At 64.3% G+C, this 18,316-nt stretch carries 17 protein-coding genes; 8 read left to right on the top strand and 9 right to left on the bottom strand.

Going from position 1 to position 18,316, the window contains the following annotated elements:
* Positions 1–25 precede the first annotated feature (25 nt).
* Genes waaC through rfaD form a run of 3 tightly spaced genes read right to left on the bottom strand, consistent with a single transcriptional unit; the run spans position 26 to position 2,927 of the window.
* Positions 26–1,000 (bottom strand): lipopolysaccharide heptosyltransferase I, encoded by a 975-nt coding sequence (waaC, locus tag ACLGL5_RS32740; protein WP_069093512.1) that lies wholly within the window; start codon positions 998–1,000, stop codon positions 26–28.
* Positions 997–2,004, bottom strand: coding sequence for a lipopolysaccharide heptosyltransferase II (waaF, locus tag ACLGL5_RS32735; protein ID WP_069092956.1), 1,008 nt, complete (start codon positions 2,002–2,004; stop codon positions 997–999). Before waaF ends, waaC begins: the two co-directional genes overlap by 4 nt.
* Complete coding sequence (gene rfaD, locus ACLGL5_RS32730) at positions 1,977–2,927, bottom strand: ADP-glyceromanno-heptose 6-epimerase (protein ID WP_069093511.1); 951 nt, start codon at positions 2,925–2,927, stop codon at positions 1,977–1,979. The genes waaF and rfaD overlap by 28 nt, the downstream gene beginning before the upstream one ends.
* Before the next feature lie 132 nt (positions 2,928–3,059).
* On the opposite strand from rfaD, the gene ACLGL5_RS32725 reads away from it, so the two are divergent.
* The 4 genes from ACLGL5_RS32725 (at position 3,060) to gmhB (ending at position 6,523) form a co-directional block, all read left to right on the top strand.
* A complete protein-coding gene (locus ACLGL5_RS32725) occupies positions 3,060–3,692 on the top strand; it encodes a LysE family translocator (RefSeq protein ID WP_019860549.1) in 633 nt (210 codons plus the stop codon).
* Between the two features lie 114 nt (positions 3,693–3,806).
* Positions 3,807–5,297, top strand: a complete 1,491-nt coding sequence (rfaE1, locus tag ACLGL5_RS32720) for a D-glycero-beta-D-manno-heptose-7-phosphate kinase (RefSeq protein WP_019860548.1) — start codon at positions 3,807–3,809, stop codon at positions 5,295–5,297.
* A 7-nt stretch (positions 5,298–5,304) separates the two neighbouring features.
* Positions 5,305–5,877: a D-sedoheptulose-7-phosphate isomerase gene (locus tag ACLGL5_RS32715; RefSeq protein WP_019860547.1), complete on the top strand. Its 573-nt coding sequence runs from the start codon at positions 5,305–5,307 to the stop codon at positions 5,875–5,877.
* On the top strand, positions 5,870–6,523 hold the full coding sequence (gene gmhB, locus ACLGL5_RS32710; RefSeq protein ID WP_019860546.1) for a D-glycero-beta-D-manno-heptose 1,7-bisphosphate 7-phosphatase: 654 nt from the start codon (positions 5,870–5,872) through the stop codon (positions 6,521–6,523). The genes ACLGL5_RS32715 and gmhB overlap by 8 nt, the downstream gene beginning before the upstream one ends.
* Before the next feature lie 15 nt (positions 6,524–6,538).
* Here the strand turns inward: gmhB and ACLGL5_RS32705 are convergent, their stop codons facing one another.
* Together ACLGL5_RS32705 and ACLGL5_RS32700 are read right to left on the bottom strand one after the other, a co-directional pair.
* Positions 6,539–7,333, bottom strand: a complete 795-nt coding sequence (locus ACLGL5_RS32705; protein ID WP_069092955.1) for a glycosyltransferase family 2 protein — start codon at positions 7,331–7,333, stop codon at positions 6,539–6,541.
* Between the two features lie 247 nt (positions 7,334–7,580).
* Positions 7,581–8,060: an Lrp/AsnC family transcriptional regulator gene (locus tag ACLGL5_RS32700; RefSeq protein WP_019860544.1), complete on the bottom strand. Its 480-nt coding sequence runs from the start codon at positions 8,058–8,060 to the stop codon at positions 7,581–7,583.
* A 247-nt stretch (positions 8,061–8,307) separates the two neighbouring features.
* Here ACLGL5_RS32700 and trxB point away from each other — a divergent pair, with 247 nt between their 5' ends.
* Together trxB and ACLGL5_RS32690 are read left to right on the top strand one after the other, a co-directional pair.
* Positions 8,308–9,282 carry a thioredoxin-disulfide reductase gene (gene trxB / locus ACLGL5_RS32695; RefSeq protein WP_064980528.1) on the top strand — a complete coding sequence of 325 codons (975 nt, stop codon included), beginning with the start codon at positions 8,308–8,310 and terminating at the stop codon, positions 9,280–9,282.
* Between the two features lie 90 nt (positions 9,283–9,372).
* Positions 9,373–10,269 (top strand): LysR family transcriptional regulator, encoded by an 897-nt coding sequence (locus tag ACLGL5_RS32690; RefSeq protein ID WP_010911008.1) that lies wholly within the window; start codon positions 9,373–9,375, stop codon positions 10,267–10,269.
* Here ACLGL5_RS32690 and ACLGL5_RS32685 read toward each other — a convergent pair.
* The 3 genes from ACLGL5_RS32685 to ACLGL5_RS32675 form a co-directional block, all read right to left on the bottom strand.
* Positions 10,261–10,800, bottom strand: a complete 540-nt coding sequence (locus ACLGL5_RS32685) for a methyltransferase family protein (protein ID WP_069092954.1) — start codon at positions 10,798–10,800, stop codon at positions 10,261–10,263. The genes ACLGL5_RS32690 and ACLGL5_RS32685 overlap by 9 nt on opposite strands.
* Before the next feature lie 730 nt (positions 10,801–11,530).
* Positions 11,531–13,582 carry an elongation factor G gene (locus tag ACLGL5_RS32680; protein ID WP_069092953.1) on the bottom strand — a complete coding sequence of 684 codons (2,052 nt, stop codon included), beginning with the start codon at positions 13,580–13,582 and terminating at the stop codon, positions 11,531–11,533.
* Between the two features lie 203 nt (positions 13,583–13,785).
* On the bottom strand, positions 13,786–15,315 hold the full coding sequence (locus ACLGL5_RS32675; protein ID WP_069092952.1) for a putative bifunctional diguanylate cyclase/phosphodiesterase: 1,530 nt from the start codon (positions 15,313–15,315) through the stop codon (positions 13,786–13,788).
* Positions 15,316–15,562: 247 nt separating this feature from the next.
* On the opposite strand from ACLGL5_RS32675, the gene ACLGL5_RS32670 reads away from it, so the two are divergent.
* A complete protein-coding gene (locus ACLGL5_RS32670; protein ID WP_069092951.1) occupies positions 15,563–15,958 on the top strand; it encodes a (R)-mandelonitrile lyase in 396 nt (131 codons plus the stop codon).
* Between the two features lie 26 nt (positions 15,959–15,984).
* Here ACLGL5_RS32670 and ACLGL5_RS32665 read toward each other — a convergent pair whose 3' ends face one another.
* Positions 15,985–16,644, bottom strand: coding sequence for a TetR/AcrR family transcriptional regulator (locus tag ACLGL5_RS32665; RefSeq protein WP_081295864.1), 660 nt, complete (start codon positions 16,642–16,644; stop codon positions 15,985–15,987).
* Positions 16,645–16,762: 118 nt separating this feature from the next.
* Here ACLGL5_RS32665 and ACLGL5_RS32660 point away from each other — a divergent pair, with 118 nt between their 5' ends.
* The gene (locus tag ACLGL5_RS32660; RefSeq protein WP_494372839.1) at positions 16,763–18,280 is read left to right on the top strand and encodes an MFS transporter; all 1,518 of its coding nucleotides are present in this window, start codon (positions 16,763–16,765) and stop codon (positions 18,278–18,280) included.
* Positions 18,281–18,316 lie beyond the last annotated feature (36 nt).

Below are 18,316 nucleotides of genomic sequence, written 5' to 3'. Positions count from 1 at the left end.
CACCAGAGCGAATTCTGAAAAGGTCCTAGGCTGGCGCTTGTAATTTAAGATTAAGCAGCCTGTCCGCCTCCGCCACTACCTCAGCCGGCGTCAGACGCTCACCAGGCGCGGCCAGCAGTGTCATGGAAAACTGCCCGCGCGGGCCTGTCAAACCCGGCTCCGTCGCCAAAAACACCGCGACCGTCGGCAGGCCGAAGGCGCTGGCGAGGTGGGTCAGGCCGGTGTCGGCGCCGATGACCAGCGTCGAGCGGCCAAGGATGGCGGCGATGTCGGCCAGCGGCGATTTCGGCACCACGACCGTGGACGGCACGGCCCTGGCGATGGCTTCGGCAACAGACTTCTCACGTTCGTTCGACCAGGTGGTGACCGGTGTCATGCCGCGCTTGATCAGCAGGCGGGCGGTTCCGATCCAGTCTTCTACAGGCCATTTCTTGTCCTCGCGGCTGGTGCCGTGCAGCAGGAAGGCGGTCTTTCCGGTGATGGCGGCGAGAGCACCGGGTGGCGGCACGATGCCTGAAGCGAGCGTCGACAGATCGGGCTGGTAGCCCAGTGCCAGTCCGAACAGCCGCCGCGTCCGTTCGATGGCGTGCAGGTCGCGCGGCACGCCGTAGGTGACGTCGTAGAACAGCGTGGCCGAGGGTTCGCGCGCGCTCGACCGGTCGAAGCCGGCGATCGGTGCGCGCGCCTGGCGCGCCACCAGGGCCGATTTCAACAGGCCCTGTGCGTCGATGACCAGATCATAGCGGCATTCGCGCAAGGTTCGGCGCAGCGCGGCAGCCTCGCGCCAGGTGCTGCCCTTCAACAGCGCCTTGCGCCAGCGCCGGATGGCCACCGTGTGGATCCTGCCGATCGCCGGGTGCAGGGCGACGATGCCGGTAAACGCCTCCTCGACGCACCAGTCGAAGGATACGTCGGGCCGGTGCAGGCTGGCATCCTCGACGGCCGGAAAGGTATGGATGACATCGCCCATGGACGATGTCTTGACGATCAGAACCTTCATGCCGCGGCCGGGAATTCCAGCAGCCGCCACGCCGCCGCCGCGACCTGGCCTACTTCCAATGTCTTCAGGCAGTTGAGATGGCCGAGTGGGCAGATTTTCTGGTGGCAGGGCGAGCAGGAGAGGTGCAACCAGACCAGCTCGCGCCGCTCCGCCAGCGGCGGCGTGTTTTCGGGCGAGGTCGAGCCGTAGACGGCGACGATCGGCGTGCCGACGCCCGCCGCGACATGCATCAGCCCGCTGTCGTTGGAGACCGCCAGCCTTGCCGCTGCGATCAGGTCGATGGCATCCTCCAGACGCGTCTGGCCGGCGAGGTCGACGACGCCGCGAGCAAGGGCCGCGATCTCGGCGGTGACGTCGCGGTCGTTCTTCGAACCGAACAGGGCGACCTTCAATCCCTTATCCATGAATTCGCGGGCAAGGCCGGCATAGCTTTCGCTCGGCCAGCGCTTGGCCGGGCCGAATTCGGCGCCAGGCATCAGGGCCGCGAATTTCTGCGGCGCCAGCCCGAAACGGTCGAGCAAGGCGGCCTGGTTGCCGGCATCCACGGTCAGATGCGGCGCGCGGAAACTGCCGCCCTTGGCGAGGCTGAAATAGGCCTGCGCGGTGCGCCGTTTCACGGCATCCGGCAGCGGCACGATGTCGGTCAAAAGGCCATAGCGCATCTCGCGCAGATGGCCGACACGGCGCGGAATGCGGGCAAAGAAGGGGATCAGCGCCGATTTCCAGCTGCCGGGCAGGATATAAGCCATGTCGTAGCGACCGCGCAGCAGGCGGCCGAAGCGGCGGCGATGGGTGAATTCGAGCGCGCCGGGCTTCAGCGGGAAATCGATCTGCTGGCGGATCTCGGGCATGCGCTTGACCAGCGGTGCCGCCCAGGCCGGCGCCAGCACGTCGATCGCGGCGTTGGGATGGAGCTCTTTCAGCGCCGAAAACAGGCACTGCGCCATCACCATGTCGCCCACCCAGCGTGGGCCGATCACGAGGATCGTTGGGCTTTCAGCCATTCGACATAGTCTCTGACACCGGTTTCCACTGTCCGGAACTGGCCGTTGTAACCGGCCGCGCGCAAACGGGACATATCAGCTTGCGTGAAGCTCTGGTAGCTGCCCTTGAGGTGGTCGGGGAAGGGGATGAACTCGATCTCGCCCTTGCCCAACGTGTCGATGACGGTTTCGGCGATAGCGCGGAACGGCTGGGCGTGGCCGGTGCCGCAGTTGAAGATGCCGTTCGCGCCTCGCTTCCACAGCCACAGATTGACGTCGGCGACATCGCCGACATGGATGAAGTCGCGGCTCTGTTCGCCGGAGCCGAAACCGTCATAGGCGCCGAACAGTTTCGGATTCTCGCCGCGCTCGACCTGGTTGAACAGATGGAAAGCGACCGAGGCCATGACGCCCTTGTGCGCCTCGCGCGGGCCATAGACGTTGAAATAGCGCAGGCCGGCGACCTGCGAGTGATCGGTGTCGAAGACGGTGCGCCTGACATAGTCGTCGAACAGTTTCTTCGAATAGGCATAGACATTGAGCGGCCGCTCCAGCGCCGGATCCTCGCGAAACTCGGAACCGCCGCCATAGACGGAAGCCGAGGAGGCGTAGAGGAAAGGCACGCGCAACGCCTGGCATGCATGCAGCAGCCGCTTCGAACAAGCAAAATTCACCTCCATCATGAACTTGCCGTTCCACTCGGTGGTGGTCGAGCAAGCACCTTGGTGGAACACGGCCTCGACGCGGCCGAGCGACCCGGCCTCGATGCGCGGCAGGAAGTCATCCTTGTCGAGATAGTCGGCTATTTTCAAATCGGCGAGATTGGCGATCTTGTGGCCGTCGGTGAGATCGTCGACGACGAGGATGTCGTCATGGCCTTCGGCATTGAGCGCGGCGACGATGTTGGAGCCGATCATGCCGGCGCCGCCCGTGACGATGATCATGAAGGCCTCTGGTTGATTGCGATTCCGGTCCTTATAAGGGAGGCCAGCCGGGCTGTCGACAAAGCAGGTGCAGGCGTCACAGTGGCGCCGCAAAAGCTTCCGCTCAGTCAGCACCGATCATGAGGGACAAAAATGCCGTCGACCGAACTGCTCATCGCGTTCTTCGCCACCACGGCGATCTTCGCCTACATCCCCGGTCCGGCCATGCTTTATGCGGCGGCGCAGACGATGGCGCGCGGGCGCTGGTCGGGCCTGACGGCGGCACTTGGCATCCATCTCGGCGGTTATGTCCATGTCTTTGCCGCCGCCGCGGGCCTGTCGGTGCTTTTCCATGCCGTGCCGCCGCTCTACATGGCGGTCAAGCTGGTCGGCGCGCTTTATCTGATCTGGCTCGGTGTCTCGCTGTTTCGCAAGCGTGTTGAGGGCGACGTGGCGCTGCCCGCCATCGAGCGCAAATCGGCCCGCCGCGCCTTTTTCGAGAGCATCACCGTCGAGGTGCTCAATCCGAAAACCGCGATCTTCTTCATGGCGTTCCTGCCGCAGTTCATCGATGCCTCGGCGGCCTTGCCGGTGTGGCTGCAATTCGTGGTTCTGGGCACCATCGTCAACCTGATGTTCTCCTCGGCCGACATCGTCTGCGTGTTCCTGGCCGGCCTCGTCATCGGCCGGCTGCGGCGATCGAGCCGGGCGCAGCGGCTGATGCAGCGGGCTGGTGGGGCCGTGCTGGTCGGGCTCGGCGTCCACGTTGCCCTGCAGAAGACCTGACGCGGCGCCGCCGTTGCGCCGGTTCGAATTGCGGTATATCGGCAGGCATGAACGACCGCCAGCCGACACCCTATATGTTTCAGCGACTGTTTTTCCCCGCGCGTTGCCAGTGATATGATCAAGCACAATCCGCCTTCTCCCGAACCCTTGCATCGAGCCATTGCCCGCTTTGGCGGCGTCACCGTGCTGGTGGTCGGCGACCTTATCCTCGACCGCTTCGTCAACGGCGTCATCGAGCGGATTTCGCCGGAGGCGCCGATTCCCGTGCTGCATGGGCGCGGCGAGACCTCGGCCATGGGCGGCGCCGGCAATGTCGTGGCCAACATCGTCTCGCTTGGCGCGCGGGCCATCCCGGTTTCGGTGATCGGCACGGACACCGCCGGCGACAGCCTGGTGCGCATGCTCGGCGAGCTTGGCGCCGAGACAGCGGGACTTTCGCAGCAGCGCGGCCGCATGACCTCGTCGAAGAGCCGCTTCAGCGCGCTCAACCAGCAGGTGCTGCGCTTCGACGAGGAAGAGATCAAGCCGCTGCACGAGACAGAGCGGACAGGGCTGATCCGGCATTTCCGCGCGGCACTGACGGGGGCCGACATCGTCATCCTGTCCGACTACGGCAAGGGCATCCTGCTCGACGGCGTCGCCGCCGAACTCATCGCCATCTGCCGCCAGGCCGGCAAGCCGGTGCTGGTCGATCCCAAGGGCCGCGACTATGCGCGCTATGCCGGCGCGACCGCCATCACCCCCAACCGCAAGGAGCTTGGCGAGGCCGTCGGCCATGCGGTGTTCGCCGATGACGAGATCGTGGCTGCGGCGCGCGAACTGATTTCGGCGCATGGTTTCGACTTCGTCGTCGCCACGCGCAGCGAAAAGGGCATGAGCGTGGTGGGCCCGGACGAGGCGCGCCATATCGCTACCCAGGCGCGCGAAGTGTTCGATGTCTCGGGCGCCGGCGATACGGTGATCGCGACGTTCGCGCTGGCGCTTGCATCGGGGGCTGATCCGGTCGCGGCGGCCTCGATCGCCAATGCAGCCGGCGGCGTCGTGGTGGGAAAGCGCGGCACCGCGCGGCTGACGGTCGAGGAGCTTACGGGCGCGCTGTTTCGCTCGCACGGACCGACCGCCCACAAGGATGCCATCCTCGATGCCTCGTCGGCCGCGCGCATGGTGGCGGCCTGGAAGGAAGAGGGCCTGAGCGTCGGCTTCACCAATGGCTGCTTCGATATTCTGCATGCCGGCCATGTCAGCCTGCTGCACGCGGCGCGCAGCCAGTGCGACCGGCTGGTGCTCGGCCTCAACAGCGATGCTTCGGTGCGGCGGCTGAAAGGGCAGGGCCGCCCGGTCAACGACCAGCATGACCGCGCCTGCGTGCTTGCCGCCCTTGCCTCGGTCGATGCCGTCGTTGTCTTCGAGGAGGACACGCCGCTGGCGCTGATCGAGGCGCTGCTGCCCGACATCCTGGTCAAGGGCGCGGATTATACGATCGACACCGTGGTCGGCGCCGATGTGGTGCAAAAGGCCGGCGGGCGCGTCGTGCTGGTCGATCTCGTCGCCGGCAAGAGCACCACCGGCACCATCGGCAAATTGCGCGCCGGCTCTACAAGCTGAGGTTTTGATGTCTGAACTGAACGACTATCTGGCCCGCTCGGCGGCCGCGATCACGGCGATGGTCGAGCGTGACCTGACCGGCGAGATGGAGCGGGCGGCGAACGCCGTGGTGACGGCGCTCTCGTCGGGCAAGGCCTTGTTGATCGCCGGCAATGGCGGTTCGGCGAGCGACGCCATCCACATAGCCGGCGAACTGGTCGGCCGCTTCCTCAAGGAGCGCAAGGCCTACAATGTCATCGCGCTGCCGGCCAATGCAGCGGTGCTGACGGCCTGGGGCAATGATTACGGCTTCGACACGGTGTTCTCGCGCCAGGTCGAGGCGCATGGCGCGGCCGGAGGCGTGCTTCTGGCGATCTCGACCAGCGGCAATTCGCCGAGCATCCTGGCCGCCGCCGAACAGGCGCGGATGATGGACATGACGGTGATCGGCCTGACCGGCGACACCGGCGGCAAGCTCAAGCCGCTGTGCGACATCCTGCTCAACGTGCCCTCGACCTCGACGCCGGTCATCCAGCAAGGGCATCTGTGCCTCTACCATCATCTCTGCGAAGTGGTCGAAGCGCGTCTCAGCAATGGCTGACAGGACGGCCACGCCACATCCGCTGACCGAGCCGGGCGTGTGGATCGAGCGGATTGGAGACCGGGTTTTCCCGCCGCATCTGCCGGCGCTGTTCCTCGACCGCGACGGCACCATCAACGTCGATACCGACTATCCCAGCGACCCGGCCGAGATCGAACTCAGGCCGCAGATGCTGCCGGCGATCGCGGCCGCCAACCGGGCGGGAATCCCGGTTGTCGTGGTCACCAACCAGTCCGGCATTGCGCGCGGCTATTTCGGCTGGAGCGTCTTTGCGGCGGTGAATGGCCGCGTGCTCGACCTGTTGCGCGATCAGGGCATGTTCGTCGACATGGTGCTTGCCTGCGCCTACCACGAGGCCGGTGTCGGACCACTTGCCATTCCCGATCATCCGATGCGCAAGCCCAATCCGGGCATGCTGGTCGAGGCGGGCAAACGCCTTGCTCTCGATCTCCAGCGCTCGCTGATCGTCGGCGACAAGCCAGCCGACATGCAGGCGGGAGAGCGCGCCGGTCTGGCACGGGGCTGGCTGGTCGACGGCGAGGCGGCGGTCCAGCCCGGCTTCGCCATCAGGCCCTTGCGGGACAGCAGCGACCTCGGTGACCTGCTCGCAGCGATTGAAACGCAAGGCCGGGACAACAGGTCCTGATCCAGGCCTGACTGCTCACACGGGATCGTTGCGTTCCGAGGCTTCGTAGAGCTTTGCCTCCGTGGCGAAGGAATAGATCATCACCGACATCGAGTAGACGAAGCCATGCCGGCCGCACAGGAAATAGCGCTTGGCTAGGTAGAATTTCAGGAAGTTGCCGAACGGCGACAGCACCAGCCGCACCAGGCCGGGCTTCTTGCCCTTCTCGACCAGCGTGACGGCCTTGAGGCTGGAATAGGCGTTGGCCCGGGCAAGATCCTCCTCGACCGATATTTCACGGCGATGCAGCAGGACGCCCTCTTCGATCGTGCCGGTCTCGCCGGGCACCTGGAAGGCTTCGTGCACTCGCGCGGTGAGATCGATGGTGGCGCCTTCCCGACGGAAAAGCCGCATCAGCCTGTTGTGCAGCACCCAGCGGTGCGCATAGCCGTAGCCCTTCAGCCAATCGCGGCGGCGGATGTACCAGCCGCGGATCTTGTCGTCGGCGGCCCGAGTGATGGCCACGATCGACTGCCGCAACTGGTCGTCGACGCGCTCGTCCGGGTCGATCGAAAGGCACCAGGGCTGGGTCGCGTGGTCGAGCGAGAATTGCCGCTGACGGGGAAAACCCGGCCAGTCATTGTGCAAGAGCCTTATCGGGTAGCCCTTGGCGATATAGCTTTTCACGCATTCAATCGTGCCATCCGTCGAACCGGAATCGACGATGATGATCTCGGCGCAGAAGTCGATGCTTTCCAGGCACGGGCCGATCATATCGGCCTCGTTCACACAGATGATAAGCGCCGAGACCGGGCTTGCAAATCGAGTCATGGTCCCCTTCCCATGGCGGGCCGCCCCCAGAGCAACGCTGCTTTCGCCATCTGTACCCAAGCAAATCCGCGCGGAAAACCGTTACACACTTTTCCTGGAATCGCTTGAGAAACCAATCAAGCGGTCAGTCAAGCGACGAAGTCCGGCAGAGCCGTCCAGCCTTGTACATCAGCGTCTGTCGAATACCAACGCGGTGTCGGTGTGGCGAAGGCCAGGAATTCACCGGCGCACAGGCGTTCGTCAGACCTCAGGGACGCTCGAAGGAAACCAGGCCTTCATCCTTGACCCTGCGGATGGTGAGCGCGGTGCGCACCGTGTCGACATTAGGGGTCGAGGTCAGCTCCTCGATGACGAAGGTCTGGAAGGCGCCGAGGTCGCTTGCCACGCAGTGCAGCAGGAAATCGGATTCGCCCGAGACCATCCAGGCATCGCGCACGATCGGCCAGCCGCGCGTGCGCTCGGCGAAGGTGCGCAGTTCGGCATCGGCCTGGTGATGCAGGCCGACCAGGCAGAAGGCGACGACATCGAGGCCAAGCGCCGGGGCATTGAGCAGCGCGCGGTAGCCGCGGATGATGCCGGCCTCCTCCAGCCGCTTTACCCTGCGCAGACAGGGTGGGGCCGAAATGCCGACGCGGTTCGACAGCTCGACATTGGTCATGCGCCCATCCGCCTGCAGCTCGCGCAGGATCTTCCAGTCGATGGCGTCGAGGTCGGCTTTCAGGGGCATGGCGGTCTCAGCTCGGCGCAAGAATCTTTCGCGATTTTGTAATTAAACGACTTTTGTGTTGGCGCCAGCCCTCATCAACGCGATTTTTGAACGGTAACGAAAGCGGCAATGACGCGAATAACCGCTTGGGCCGAAGCTTTCCGGGGACGACGGCCCGTTCGTCTTGCTGGCGTGGTTGGCAACCCTTACATTAAGCGCGAATTCCAAGTCTTTTCCCACGGCACTGTCTGCCCCGCAGAGGTTTTAGATGACCACCAAGCACGCGCCCGTTCTCATCATCGGTTCCGGCCCCGCCGGCTATACTGCGGCGGTCTACGCCGCTCGCGCCATGCTGAAGCCGATGCTGGTTGCCGGCCTGCAGCAGGGCGGCCAGCTGATGATCACCACCGATGTCGAAAACTATCCCGGCTTCGCCGATCCCATCCAGGGACCGTGGCTGATGGAACAGATGCTGAAGCAGGCCGAGCATGTCGGCACCGACATCATCAACGACATCATCACCGAAGTCGACCTCAACGTGCGGCCGTTCCGCGCCAAGGGCGATTCCGGCACAACCTACACCGCCGACGCGCTGATCATCGCCACCGGCGCGCAGGCCAAGTGGCTGGGCATTCCGACCGAGCAGGATTTCATGGGCTTCGGTGTCTCGGCCTGCGCCACCTGTGACGGCTTCTTCTATCGCGGCAAGGATGTCGCGGTGGTGGGCGGCGGCAATTCGGCGGTGGAAGAAGCGCTCTATCTGTCGAACCTCGCGAAGAGCGTCACGGTCATCCATCGGCGCAGCGACTTCCGCGCCGAGCGCATCCTGCGTGAGCGGCTGCTGCAGAAGGACAATGTCCGCGTCATCTGGGACACTGTGGTCGACGAGATCACCGGTCGCCCCGGCAAGGCGCCGCTGCCGCCGTCGGTCGAAGGGCTGAAGCTCAAGCATGCGGTGACCGGTGTCGAAAGCCATCTCAAGGTCGACGGCGTGTTCGTGGCGATCGGCCATGCGCCGGCGGTCGAGCTGTTCGTGGGCAAGCTGAAGCAGAAGCCGAACGGTTACTTGTGGACGGCCCCGAATTCGACCCGCACCGACGTGCCTGGCGTGTTCGCGGCCGGCGACGTGACCGACGATGTCTACCGCCAGGCGGTGACGGCGGCGGGGCTCGGCTGCATGGCGGCACTCGAGGCGGAAAAGTATCTGGCCGGCATCGAGGTGCATCGCGAAGCAGCCGAATAGCGGCCGCTTTGAACTGTTAAAAAAACGGCTTAGAAACGCCGTGTAAAAGCCTGATTTTTCATTCAGACGCCAAACAGGACGAGGGGAATCATGGCGTTGGACTGGGACAAGCTACGCGTGTTTCACGCTGCGGCGGAAGCGGGGTCGTTTACGCACGCGGCCGAGACATTGCACCTGTCGCAATCGGCGATCTCGCGGCAGGTCAGTGCGCTCGAGCACGATGTCGGCGTGCCGCTGTTCAACCGCCATGCGCGCGGCCTGGTGCTGACCGAACAGGGCGAGATGCTGTTCCGCACGGCGCATGACGTGCTGATGAAGCTCGAGACCATCAAATCGCGCCTGACCGAGACCAAGGACCGGCCCTCCGGCGTGCTTCGCGTGACGACGACCGTTGGCCTCGGCGCCGGCTGGCTGACCGAACGGGTGCAGGAGTTCATCGAGCTTTATCCGGAAATCAGCCTGCAGCTGATCCTCGCCAATGAGGAACTCGACCTCACCATGCGTCAGGCCGATTGCGCCATCCGGCTGCGCCAGCCACAGCAGCCGGACCTGATCCAGCGCCGCCTGTTCACCGTGCATTTCCATCTCTATGCGGCCCCTTCCTATGTCGCCAAGCATGGCAAGCCGGCCTCGGTCTCGGAGCTGAGAAATCATCGCATCGTCACCTTCGGCCTGCCGGTGCCGTCGCATCTGTCGGAGTTGAACTGGCTGGAGACGGTCGGCGATTTCGAGGGCGGCCAGCGCGTGCCGTCGCTACAGATCAACGACATCTTGTCGATCAAGCGCGCCGTGCAGGGCGGCGCCGGCATCGCCATGCTGCCCGACTATGTCATCAACAAGGACTCCGGCCTGGTACAGCTTTTGCCGGAAACCGAGGTGCCGTCCTTCGACACCTATTTCGCCTATCCCGACGCGATGAAGAACCAGGCCAAGCTGCACGTGTTCCGCGACTTCATTATCGCGAAAGCGCGCAGTTGGTCATTCTAGCCCTAGCGGACGATCGGCGACACTGGTGATCTGTTCGCCCCGCCAGGGCGTCAGGCGCGGCAGCCAGCCGGGGACGTTGCGGCGGTAGGTTTCATAGTCGGCGCCGTAGCGGCGGGCGAGCGTCGGCTCCTCGTAGAATTTGACGAAGGAGCCCATGACAACAGCGCCGATGACGGCATAGGCGACAAGCGTCCAGCTCGAGAACAGCAGCGCCTGGCCGAGGATGATCGACAGCACGGCGACATACATGGGATTGCGGACATGGCGGTAGATGCCGCCGATCACGAGCTTCTCTGTCGGCGCGACCGGGGCCGGCGTGCCCAGCCCCTCGAGCGCGAAACGGGCGAAAGCATGCAGCAGAACGGCGGCAGCAGCGGCGATGAGGACGCCGCCGGCAGGAACAAAGCCCGGCACGGTGGACCACGGCAAGCGATAATGATCGCTGAGCAGCCAGGGAACCAGCCCGGCGACCACGCCGGGTGCTGCGATGAAGAAGGCCATGCTGCCGGCAATCGCCGAAAACGTCCGCATTGGCTGCTTTCTCTCCGATTGCCTCAGAAATGAACGTCTGCTGCCTGCTTCGACATCATTGCGTAGTTTTGGTGGCTTGGGGCGAAAACCGGCCGCGATTCACGCTTCTGTAGTGACGATTGCGTGGTTGAGCGCCCCATTTTTGAAGATTCTGCTGGTCCTATTGGCTTCTGGAGTGGGTTGGACCACAGCCTATGTCTTTTTGCATGCGTGTGTTGCAAAATAGATGCTTGTTTCTTGGGCATGTTGAGCACATATATAGATCATCTCCTGGGCGCGTTCTCCTCCCATTAGCGCCCTCGAGTGTTCCCCTCTGGAGGTTAGCCTTAACCGGCACTTCCAATCAAACTCAGCCGGATCTTCATTGATCCGGCTTTTTTGTTGCCCGGACCCTGCCGGGATGGCTGAGAATTTCACGAGAGTTGCCGCGTAACAGTGTCATGTAACCTCTGGTAACATGACAACGATGGCTTCTGCTGCTATGAAGGGCGCAGGACGCGGTGTGGTTCGAACGGGAGATGGGGGCATCACTCGTACGGCCCGGGCTCAGGCGGCTACCGCGTCCCAACCCCTTTCCGCCGAAAGCGGCGACTGTACATGCGGCGGACCTGCCGTTTCCCCTCCCAAGAAAACGGTCCGCAAACAAAACGGCGTCCGGCTTCCCGGGCGTCGTTTTTGGTTTTTGTCCCCTCGAACAAGGGTTCGAGGGGATGGTGCGTCAAGATCAGGATCAGGCTGCCTTGCCGCTGGTATTCATCGCTTCGTCGGCGAGACGGCCGGTGAGTTCGGCCATATGGTCGAAGACGGCGCGATAGCTGGCGACGCCCGCGGTCGCCGAGCGCAGTTCGATGATCAGGTCGCCGATCTCGGCCTGCGGCATGGTCGCCTCGACGACATCCCATCCCGGCCATCCCGGCCGCGCATCATAGCCGAGGATCTGCCCGCGCCGCTGCGGGATCAGCGCGATGATCTTCGACGTCGCGTCGGACGGCGTGACGATCTCGACCTTCATCACCGGCTCCAGCAGCACCGGCGAGCAGGCGGCCATGCCTTCCTTCATCGCTAGCTTGGCCGCCATCTGGAAGGCCATGTCGGAGGAATCCACCGCATGGTAGGAGCCGTCCGACAGGTTGACGGCGACGTCGACAACGGGGAAGCCGAGCGGGCCGTTCTTCAGGTAATCGCGTATGCCTGTCTCGACCGACTGGATGTAGGTCTTCGGCACGACGCCGCCGGTGATGGTGTCGGTGAACTGGAAGCCGGAGCCGCGCGGCAGCGGCTTGATCTCGATCACCACATCGCCGAACTGGCCATGGCCGCCCGACTGCTTCTTGTGGCGGCCACGCTGCTGCGCCGATTTGCGGATCGTCTCGCGATAGGGCACCGCCGGCGCGTGGCCTTCGACCGGGATCTGGTTCTTGCCCTCCAGCCGCTCGCGCACGACGCGCAGATGCATTTCGCCGTGGCCTGACAGCACCGTCTCTGCCGAGTCCTGGTTGTGGCGCAGGCTGAGCGAGGGATCTTCCTCGGCCAGCCGCTGGATGGCGGCCGACATCTTAACCTCGTCCTTGCGTTCCTTCGGCCGCAGCGCGAAGGCGAAGACAGGCTGCGGCGGCTCGAACGTAAACAGCTGCTTGGTGCCGCCCTTGGCCGAGGTCAGCGTCTGGCCGGTCTTGACCTCGTCCAGCTTGCCCAGCGCCACCGTGTCACCGGCCTTGGCGGCGGCGAGCTTGAACTGGTCCTTGCCGAGCATCTTGTAGATGCCGGAAACCTTGGCGGTGTCGCCGCCGGGCAGCCACAGCTCGGAGCCATCGGCGACCTGGCCGGACAGGATGCGCGACACCGACAGCTTGCCGCCATGCGGCGTGTGGATGGTCTTCGTCACCTGGACCACGGTGGCGCCGCCGTCCGAGGCACCAAGCCGCTTGCGGGTCGCCTCGATGTCGGGCGCGTCGTGGCGGATCGCCTTCAAGAGGCGCAGCACGCCGTTGCCCCTCTCGGCGGTGCCGATCAGCACCGGCGTCACCACGCCTTCGCGCAGGTCGGCGGCGAGATCATCGAAGATCGCGTCCTTCGGCGGCTCGATCTCCTCGAGCAACTGTTCCATCAACTGGTCGTCATGGTCGGCCAGGGTTTCCAGCATCGAGAAGCGCGCTTCCAGTTCGCGCGCCTTGTCGTCGCCCGGTATCTGAGCCACCTCGCTTTCGGCATATTCGCGGTAGATGTAGGCACGCTCCAGCGCCAGGTCGATCGAGCCGATGACGACGCCGTCCTTGCGCAGCGGAATCTGGCGCAGCAGGAGCGGCACCGAGCTTGCCGGCTGCAGCATCTTCAGCGTGTCGCGCACGCCTGAAATCGCCTTGTCGACCTTGTTGAGGAACAGGATGCGCGGCACGCCGAGATCGTCGAGCTTGCGCATGATGAGCTGCAGGGCAGGAATCTTCTTTTCGTCCGCCTCGGCCACGACCACCGCGAGGTCGCAGGCGGCCAGCACCGGCTCGGCCTCGAAGGAGAATTCGATCGAGCCGGGACAATCGACGAAGGTGATCTGCTCGCCCATGAATTCGGTGGTTGCGATCGTCGCCTCGACGCTCATGGCGTGGGCGCGCGCCTCCGGCGAATGATCCGAGACGGTGCTGCCTGATGAAACGGGATTTTGTCGGGGGATGGCGCCCGTACGGGCCAATATGGCTTCGAGAAGTGTCGTCTTACCGCTTGCAAAGGGACCGACTATGGCAATGCATTTCGGTCCCGTGCGTCGTCCTCCGGCGCGAGTACCCATGGCTGACCTCCACTCAGGCGTTTCCCTAGGGACCGACTGGCATGCATGGTTCAGGCGTGGTCAATCGGTCCTGAGCGGCGGCCGGCCTGTTCGACCGTCGCGGGCGGGGTTCTTTTCCTGTTGCCACCTGCCCTGAAGCATCGTCCCACTTGTTTGCCGGCAGGGCAAGGGAAATAGAAATCCGCTGCCGTGCGGTGGGGGTCTCAGGCGCTCAGCGCCAAGGGTTCGGCATCGATGGCGCGCAAGGGCGCCACCTTGTCGCGGGGCGCCGGCCTGCCGAAGAAGTAGCCCTGGAAACGGTTGCAGCCGGCGGCCTTGGCCAGCGCGAACTCTTCCTGCGTCTCGACACCTTCCGCCACGATGGTGACGTCCTGGATGCGCGCGATCTGCGCCAGCGCCGAAACGAAGATCTGCGCCACTTGGTCATGGCCAAGGCTGCGTATGTAGGAGCGGTCGATCTTGATGCTGTCGATGGGCAGGGTTTTCAGATAGTTGAAGCCGCAATGGCCGGTGCCGAAATCGTCGAGCGCAATGTGGAAGCCGAGGCCGCGCAACACTTCGAGGCGCCGCAGGATTTCCGGCGTGGCGGCGGTCGCCACGGTCTCGGTGATCTCGATGATGAACTGCGTCGCCGAGCAACCGGTTTCCTTCAGCACGCGGTCGCACATGGTGACGATCTCGTCGCGCTTCAGCTGCTCGCCCGAAACATTGATGGAGATGCGGCGCCCGGGGAAATGGCCGACATCGGTGCAAGCCCGCTTAAACACCCATTCGCCGAGCATGTCGATCAGGGTCGAGCGTTCGGCGATGGGGATGAACTCGGCCGGCGAGATCAGCCCGCGAACCGGATGACGCCAGCGGATCAGCCCTTCGAGAGCATAAGCGGACCCGTCCGGATTGACGATCGGCTGGTAGTGCAGTTCGAGTTCGCCCAGATAGACCGCCGCGCGCAACTCCCGCTCGACCAGGCGCCGGTAGCGCTTGTCGGACAGCATCTCCTCATCGAATACGGTGACGCGGCCACGGCCGGCCGCCTTGCTTTCGTAGAGCGCCAGGTCGGCAACCAGCATCAGTTCCGCCGTGTTGGAGGCATGAGCCGGCGCCAGTGCCACGCCGACCGAGATGGAGAGCGGAATGGTCTTGCCTTCATGCGATTTGCCGGCTCGCATCGTATCGAGCAATTGCCTGATGTCCTTGTTGATGGCGGCGAGGTCGCCATGCGGAATGATGACGCCGAATTCGTCGCCGCCCAACCGTCCGACCATGCCACCGGCAAAGACGCGTTCCGACGTCTTGACCAGGTGCACCAGGGCCAGGTCACCGAACTGGTGCCCGAACGTGTCGTTGAGCTGCTTGAAATGATCGACATCGATCAACAGCAAAGTCGCCTCGCGCCGGTCGCGCATGGTGCCCAAGCTATCGCGCAGCGCTTCGAGAAAGTAGCGCCTGGTCATCGCCCCGGTCATGGCGTCCCTGGTCAGGAAATGATGTTTTTCTGCTTCCGCCGCTTCCGCCGAGCGCAAGCGATGGACGACGCTGCTGCGCATGTACATCAGTGCCAGCAAGGCAAGGCCGGTGGCCAGGCTCGAGACGGCGAAGGCGCCGCCCGAGGGCAGGTTGCGCGAGATGTCGAAAGCGCCGAATGCGGCGGCGCCGATGCTCAGCAAAAGCAGGGCCTGGATGCCGCGATAGATCCGGCCGCTATGGTCCTTGATCGTCGCCAGTATGCTCATCCGACGGCCCCCGCAATGCAGGCTCACGGCTAGTGGCGAGCCGTTAAGAAGACATTGAATTCGCCGTTGCTTCGCCCCGTGCCGTCATGCGCGAAAGGTTCATGGTTAAGGAGAGAAAACCGCTTCTTCCTCCAGACAGCCGAAACGGCCGGTTGCGCCTCGGGCGATATCGGCGGACAATGCTTTTGCCTCGACGAGCAGCGGCGTTTGCCGCCGGTCGCTTCACCACCAGTTTCAGGATCAGACGATGAAGATCATTGCTTGCGGCAGCGTGCCGACCATCATAGCGCCGGAGAAATACTTCACCGGCCGGGTTCTGCAGACGCCGATCATCGAGGCGGAGGCGCCGGCGCGGCTGAGAGCGACACTGGTCAGCTTCGAACCGGGGGCGCGCACCCACTGGCACACACATCCGCTCGGCCAGACGCTCTATGTCACCTCGGGCGCTGGGCTTGCCCAGACATGGGGCGGCCCGGTCCAGGAGATCAGGGCAGGCGACGTGATCTGGTTCGCGCCCGGTGAGAAGCACTGGCATGGTGCCGGGCCGAAGACGGCGATGACGCATATCGCCATGCAGGAAGCGCTCGACGGCGTCCATGCCGACTGGCTGGAGGCGGTTTCCGGCGAGCAATATGACAGCTAAGACCTGACCAGCCGCGGACGGCGGGCCTATTTGGGTCGCACCATGCTCAGGAACAGCGCGGAAAGGTTTGCCGCGAGTTCGCTGCCGTCGCGCACGCCACCTTCGATGGCGTGATCGACTGCGCCGTGCAGCCCGTTGAACAGGACGATTGCGGCGAGGTCCTGGTCGTCGACGGACCAGGCGCCGGCTTTCGTGCCGGCCGCCAGCAGGGCAGAGAGATCGCCGAGCAGCGGGTTGTCGCCTTTCATCTGCCGCTGGTCGGGGCGATGGTCGTGGAAGACGACGTCGTGCAGCCGATGGTCATCGAGATAGGCCTCGATGCCGGCGCTGACGAAGCTCTTCAGGCGCCCGGTCCAGTCATCAGTCGGGCAGGCCTCCATGGCGCTCAGGATGCGGGCGCGAAACCCCGCCACGAACCGCTCGCGCAGGGCGGCAACGACATCCTCCTTGGAGGTGAAGTAGAGATAGAAGGTGCCTTTGGCGACTTCGGCCCTGGTGGCGATCTCGTCGATCGTCGTGGTGCCGACGCCCTTGGCAACGAACAGCGACGTGGCGGCCCGCAAGATATCGTCACGGCGCACCTCGGCTGGCTTGGTGCGTGGTTTCAGTGCCTTCCTGGCAATGACAGGCATAGGGTTCGGCTCACCGTTCGGGTCTTTCCGCAGCACTGGCTTATCGATTTTCATTAACCTGCTTCTAACGGCCTAGACAAGCTTTTTATAATGATTCCAAAGTGACTTATCCATATTGACTGACCGTCGGTCAGTGGCATAGATGGCTGCATGTTTCATGTTGGGATAGACCATGCCGAAGAACCGCCTGCCGCTCGTCGCCGCCGTCTATCTCGGCACGTTTGTCGCCTTGCTCGACGTCAGCATCGTCAATGTCGCGCTGCCGACCATCCAGCAGGCGCTGCACACCGATTTCGGCGGCATGCAATGGGTGGTCAATTCCTACACGCTGTGCCTGTCGGCCTTCATGCTGTCGTCGGGGCTGATCGGTGACCGCTATGGCCGCAAGCGCTCATGGCTGGCCGGCGTCGGTATCTTCGTTGCCGGTTCGCTGATCTGTGCCGTCGCGCCCAATTTGCCGGCGCTGCTCGCCGGCCGCGTGGTGCAAGGCATTGCCGGCTCGCTGCTTATTCCTGGCGCGCTGTCGATCCTGACGCAGGCTTTTTCCGATCCACGCGAGCGGGCCGGCGTCATCGGCGGCTGGGCCGCGTTCGCCGCCGTTTCTCTGGTCGTCGGCCCGGTGCTGGGCGGCATTCTGGTGCAGACAGTCGGCTGGCAGAGCATCTTCCTGATCAATCTGCCGCTAGGCCTTTTCACCATCACGCTGGGCGCCGTGTCGATCGAGGAGACGGCGCATCCCGAACATGCCCATCTCGACCTTGTCGGCTTGGCGCTCTCGATCCTGTGGCTCGGCGCGCTGACCTTCGGCCTGATCTCTGCCGGCGAGAACGGCTGGGGCGATGCCTGGACCATCACGGCCATCATTGCCGGTGTCGTTGGCCTGGCGGCCTTCCTTGGCTTCGAGGCGCGCACGCCACGGCCCATGCTGCCGCTCGGCCTGTTCCGCGACGTGCGCTTTGCCGTCGCCAACGTCGCCTCGTTCGCACTCGGCTTCACCTCCTACAGCTGCGTCTTCTTCTTCTCGATGTTCCTGCAGCAGGTGCAGGGCTGGTCGCCGACGCAGACCGGCCTGCGCATGGCGCCGGCCTTCCTTGTCCAGATTGTTGTGTCACCCTGGATCGGCCGGCTGAGCGGCCGCTTTGGGCATTCGCTCTTGATGACGGCGGGCTATGTGCTGATCGGGCTTTCGATGCTCGGCATGTGCTGGGCCGGGCCGTCGACGCCATACGCGTTGCTCTGCGCCCTGTTCATCATCAACGGTCTCGGCAATTCGCTGGCGATCCCGACCGGCAGTGCCGCCGCCATGTCCTACGCGCCACGCGAGCGCTCCGGCATGGTGTCGGCCGTCATCAACGCCACCCGCCAGAGCGGGCTGGCCATCGGCATCGCGCTGCTTGGCGCCTTGATGAGCATGCGGGCGACGAGCCTGTTGACCGGATATCTCCGCGATGCCGGTGTCGGCAATGCCGAAGCGGTGGCTCGTGCCGCCATATCACGGCATGATTTCGCAACCGACGCGGCAATCGGCGCGGGTGGCGTGCATCGGCTGTTCGCCACCGCCTATGCCGGCGGCTTCCACGCCGCGATGCTGACGGCGGCGATTGCCGCCTTCCTCACCGCCGCTCTGCTGATCATGGTCCTGGCGCCGGCCGAGGCGCGTTCGGCCAGGCAAGCAAAGCAGCAGGCGTAAGCACCCTCGCCTCCAACAAAAAACCCGGCGATGATG

The organism is Mesorhizobium sp. U510, assembly GCF_059180695.1.
The sequence above is the reverse complement of the archived record's forward strand: the minus strand, read 5'-3'. Positions and strand labels throughout refer to the sequence as shown.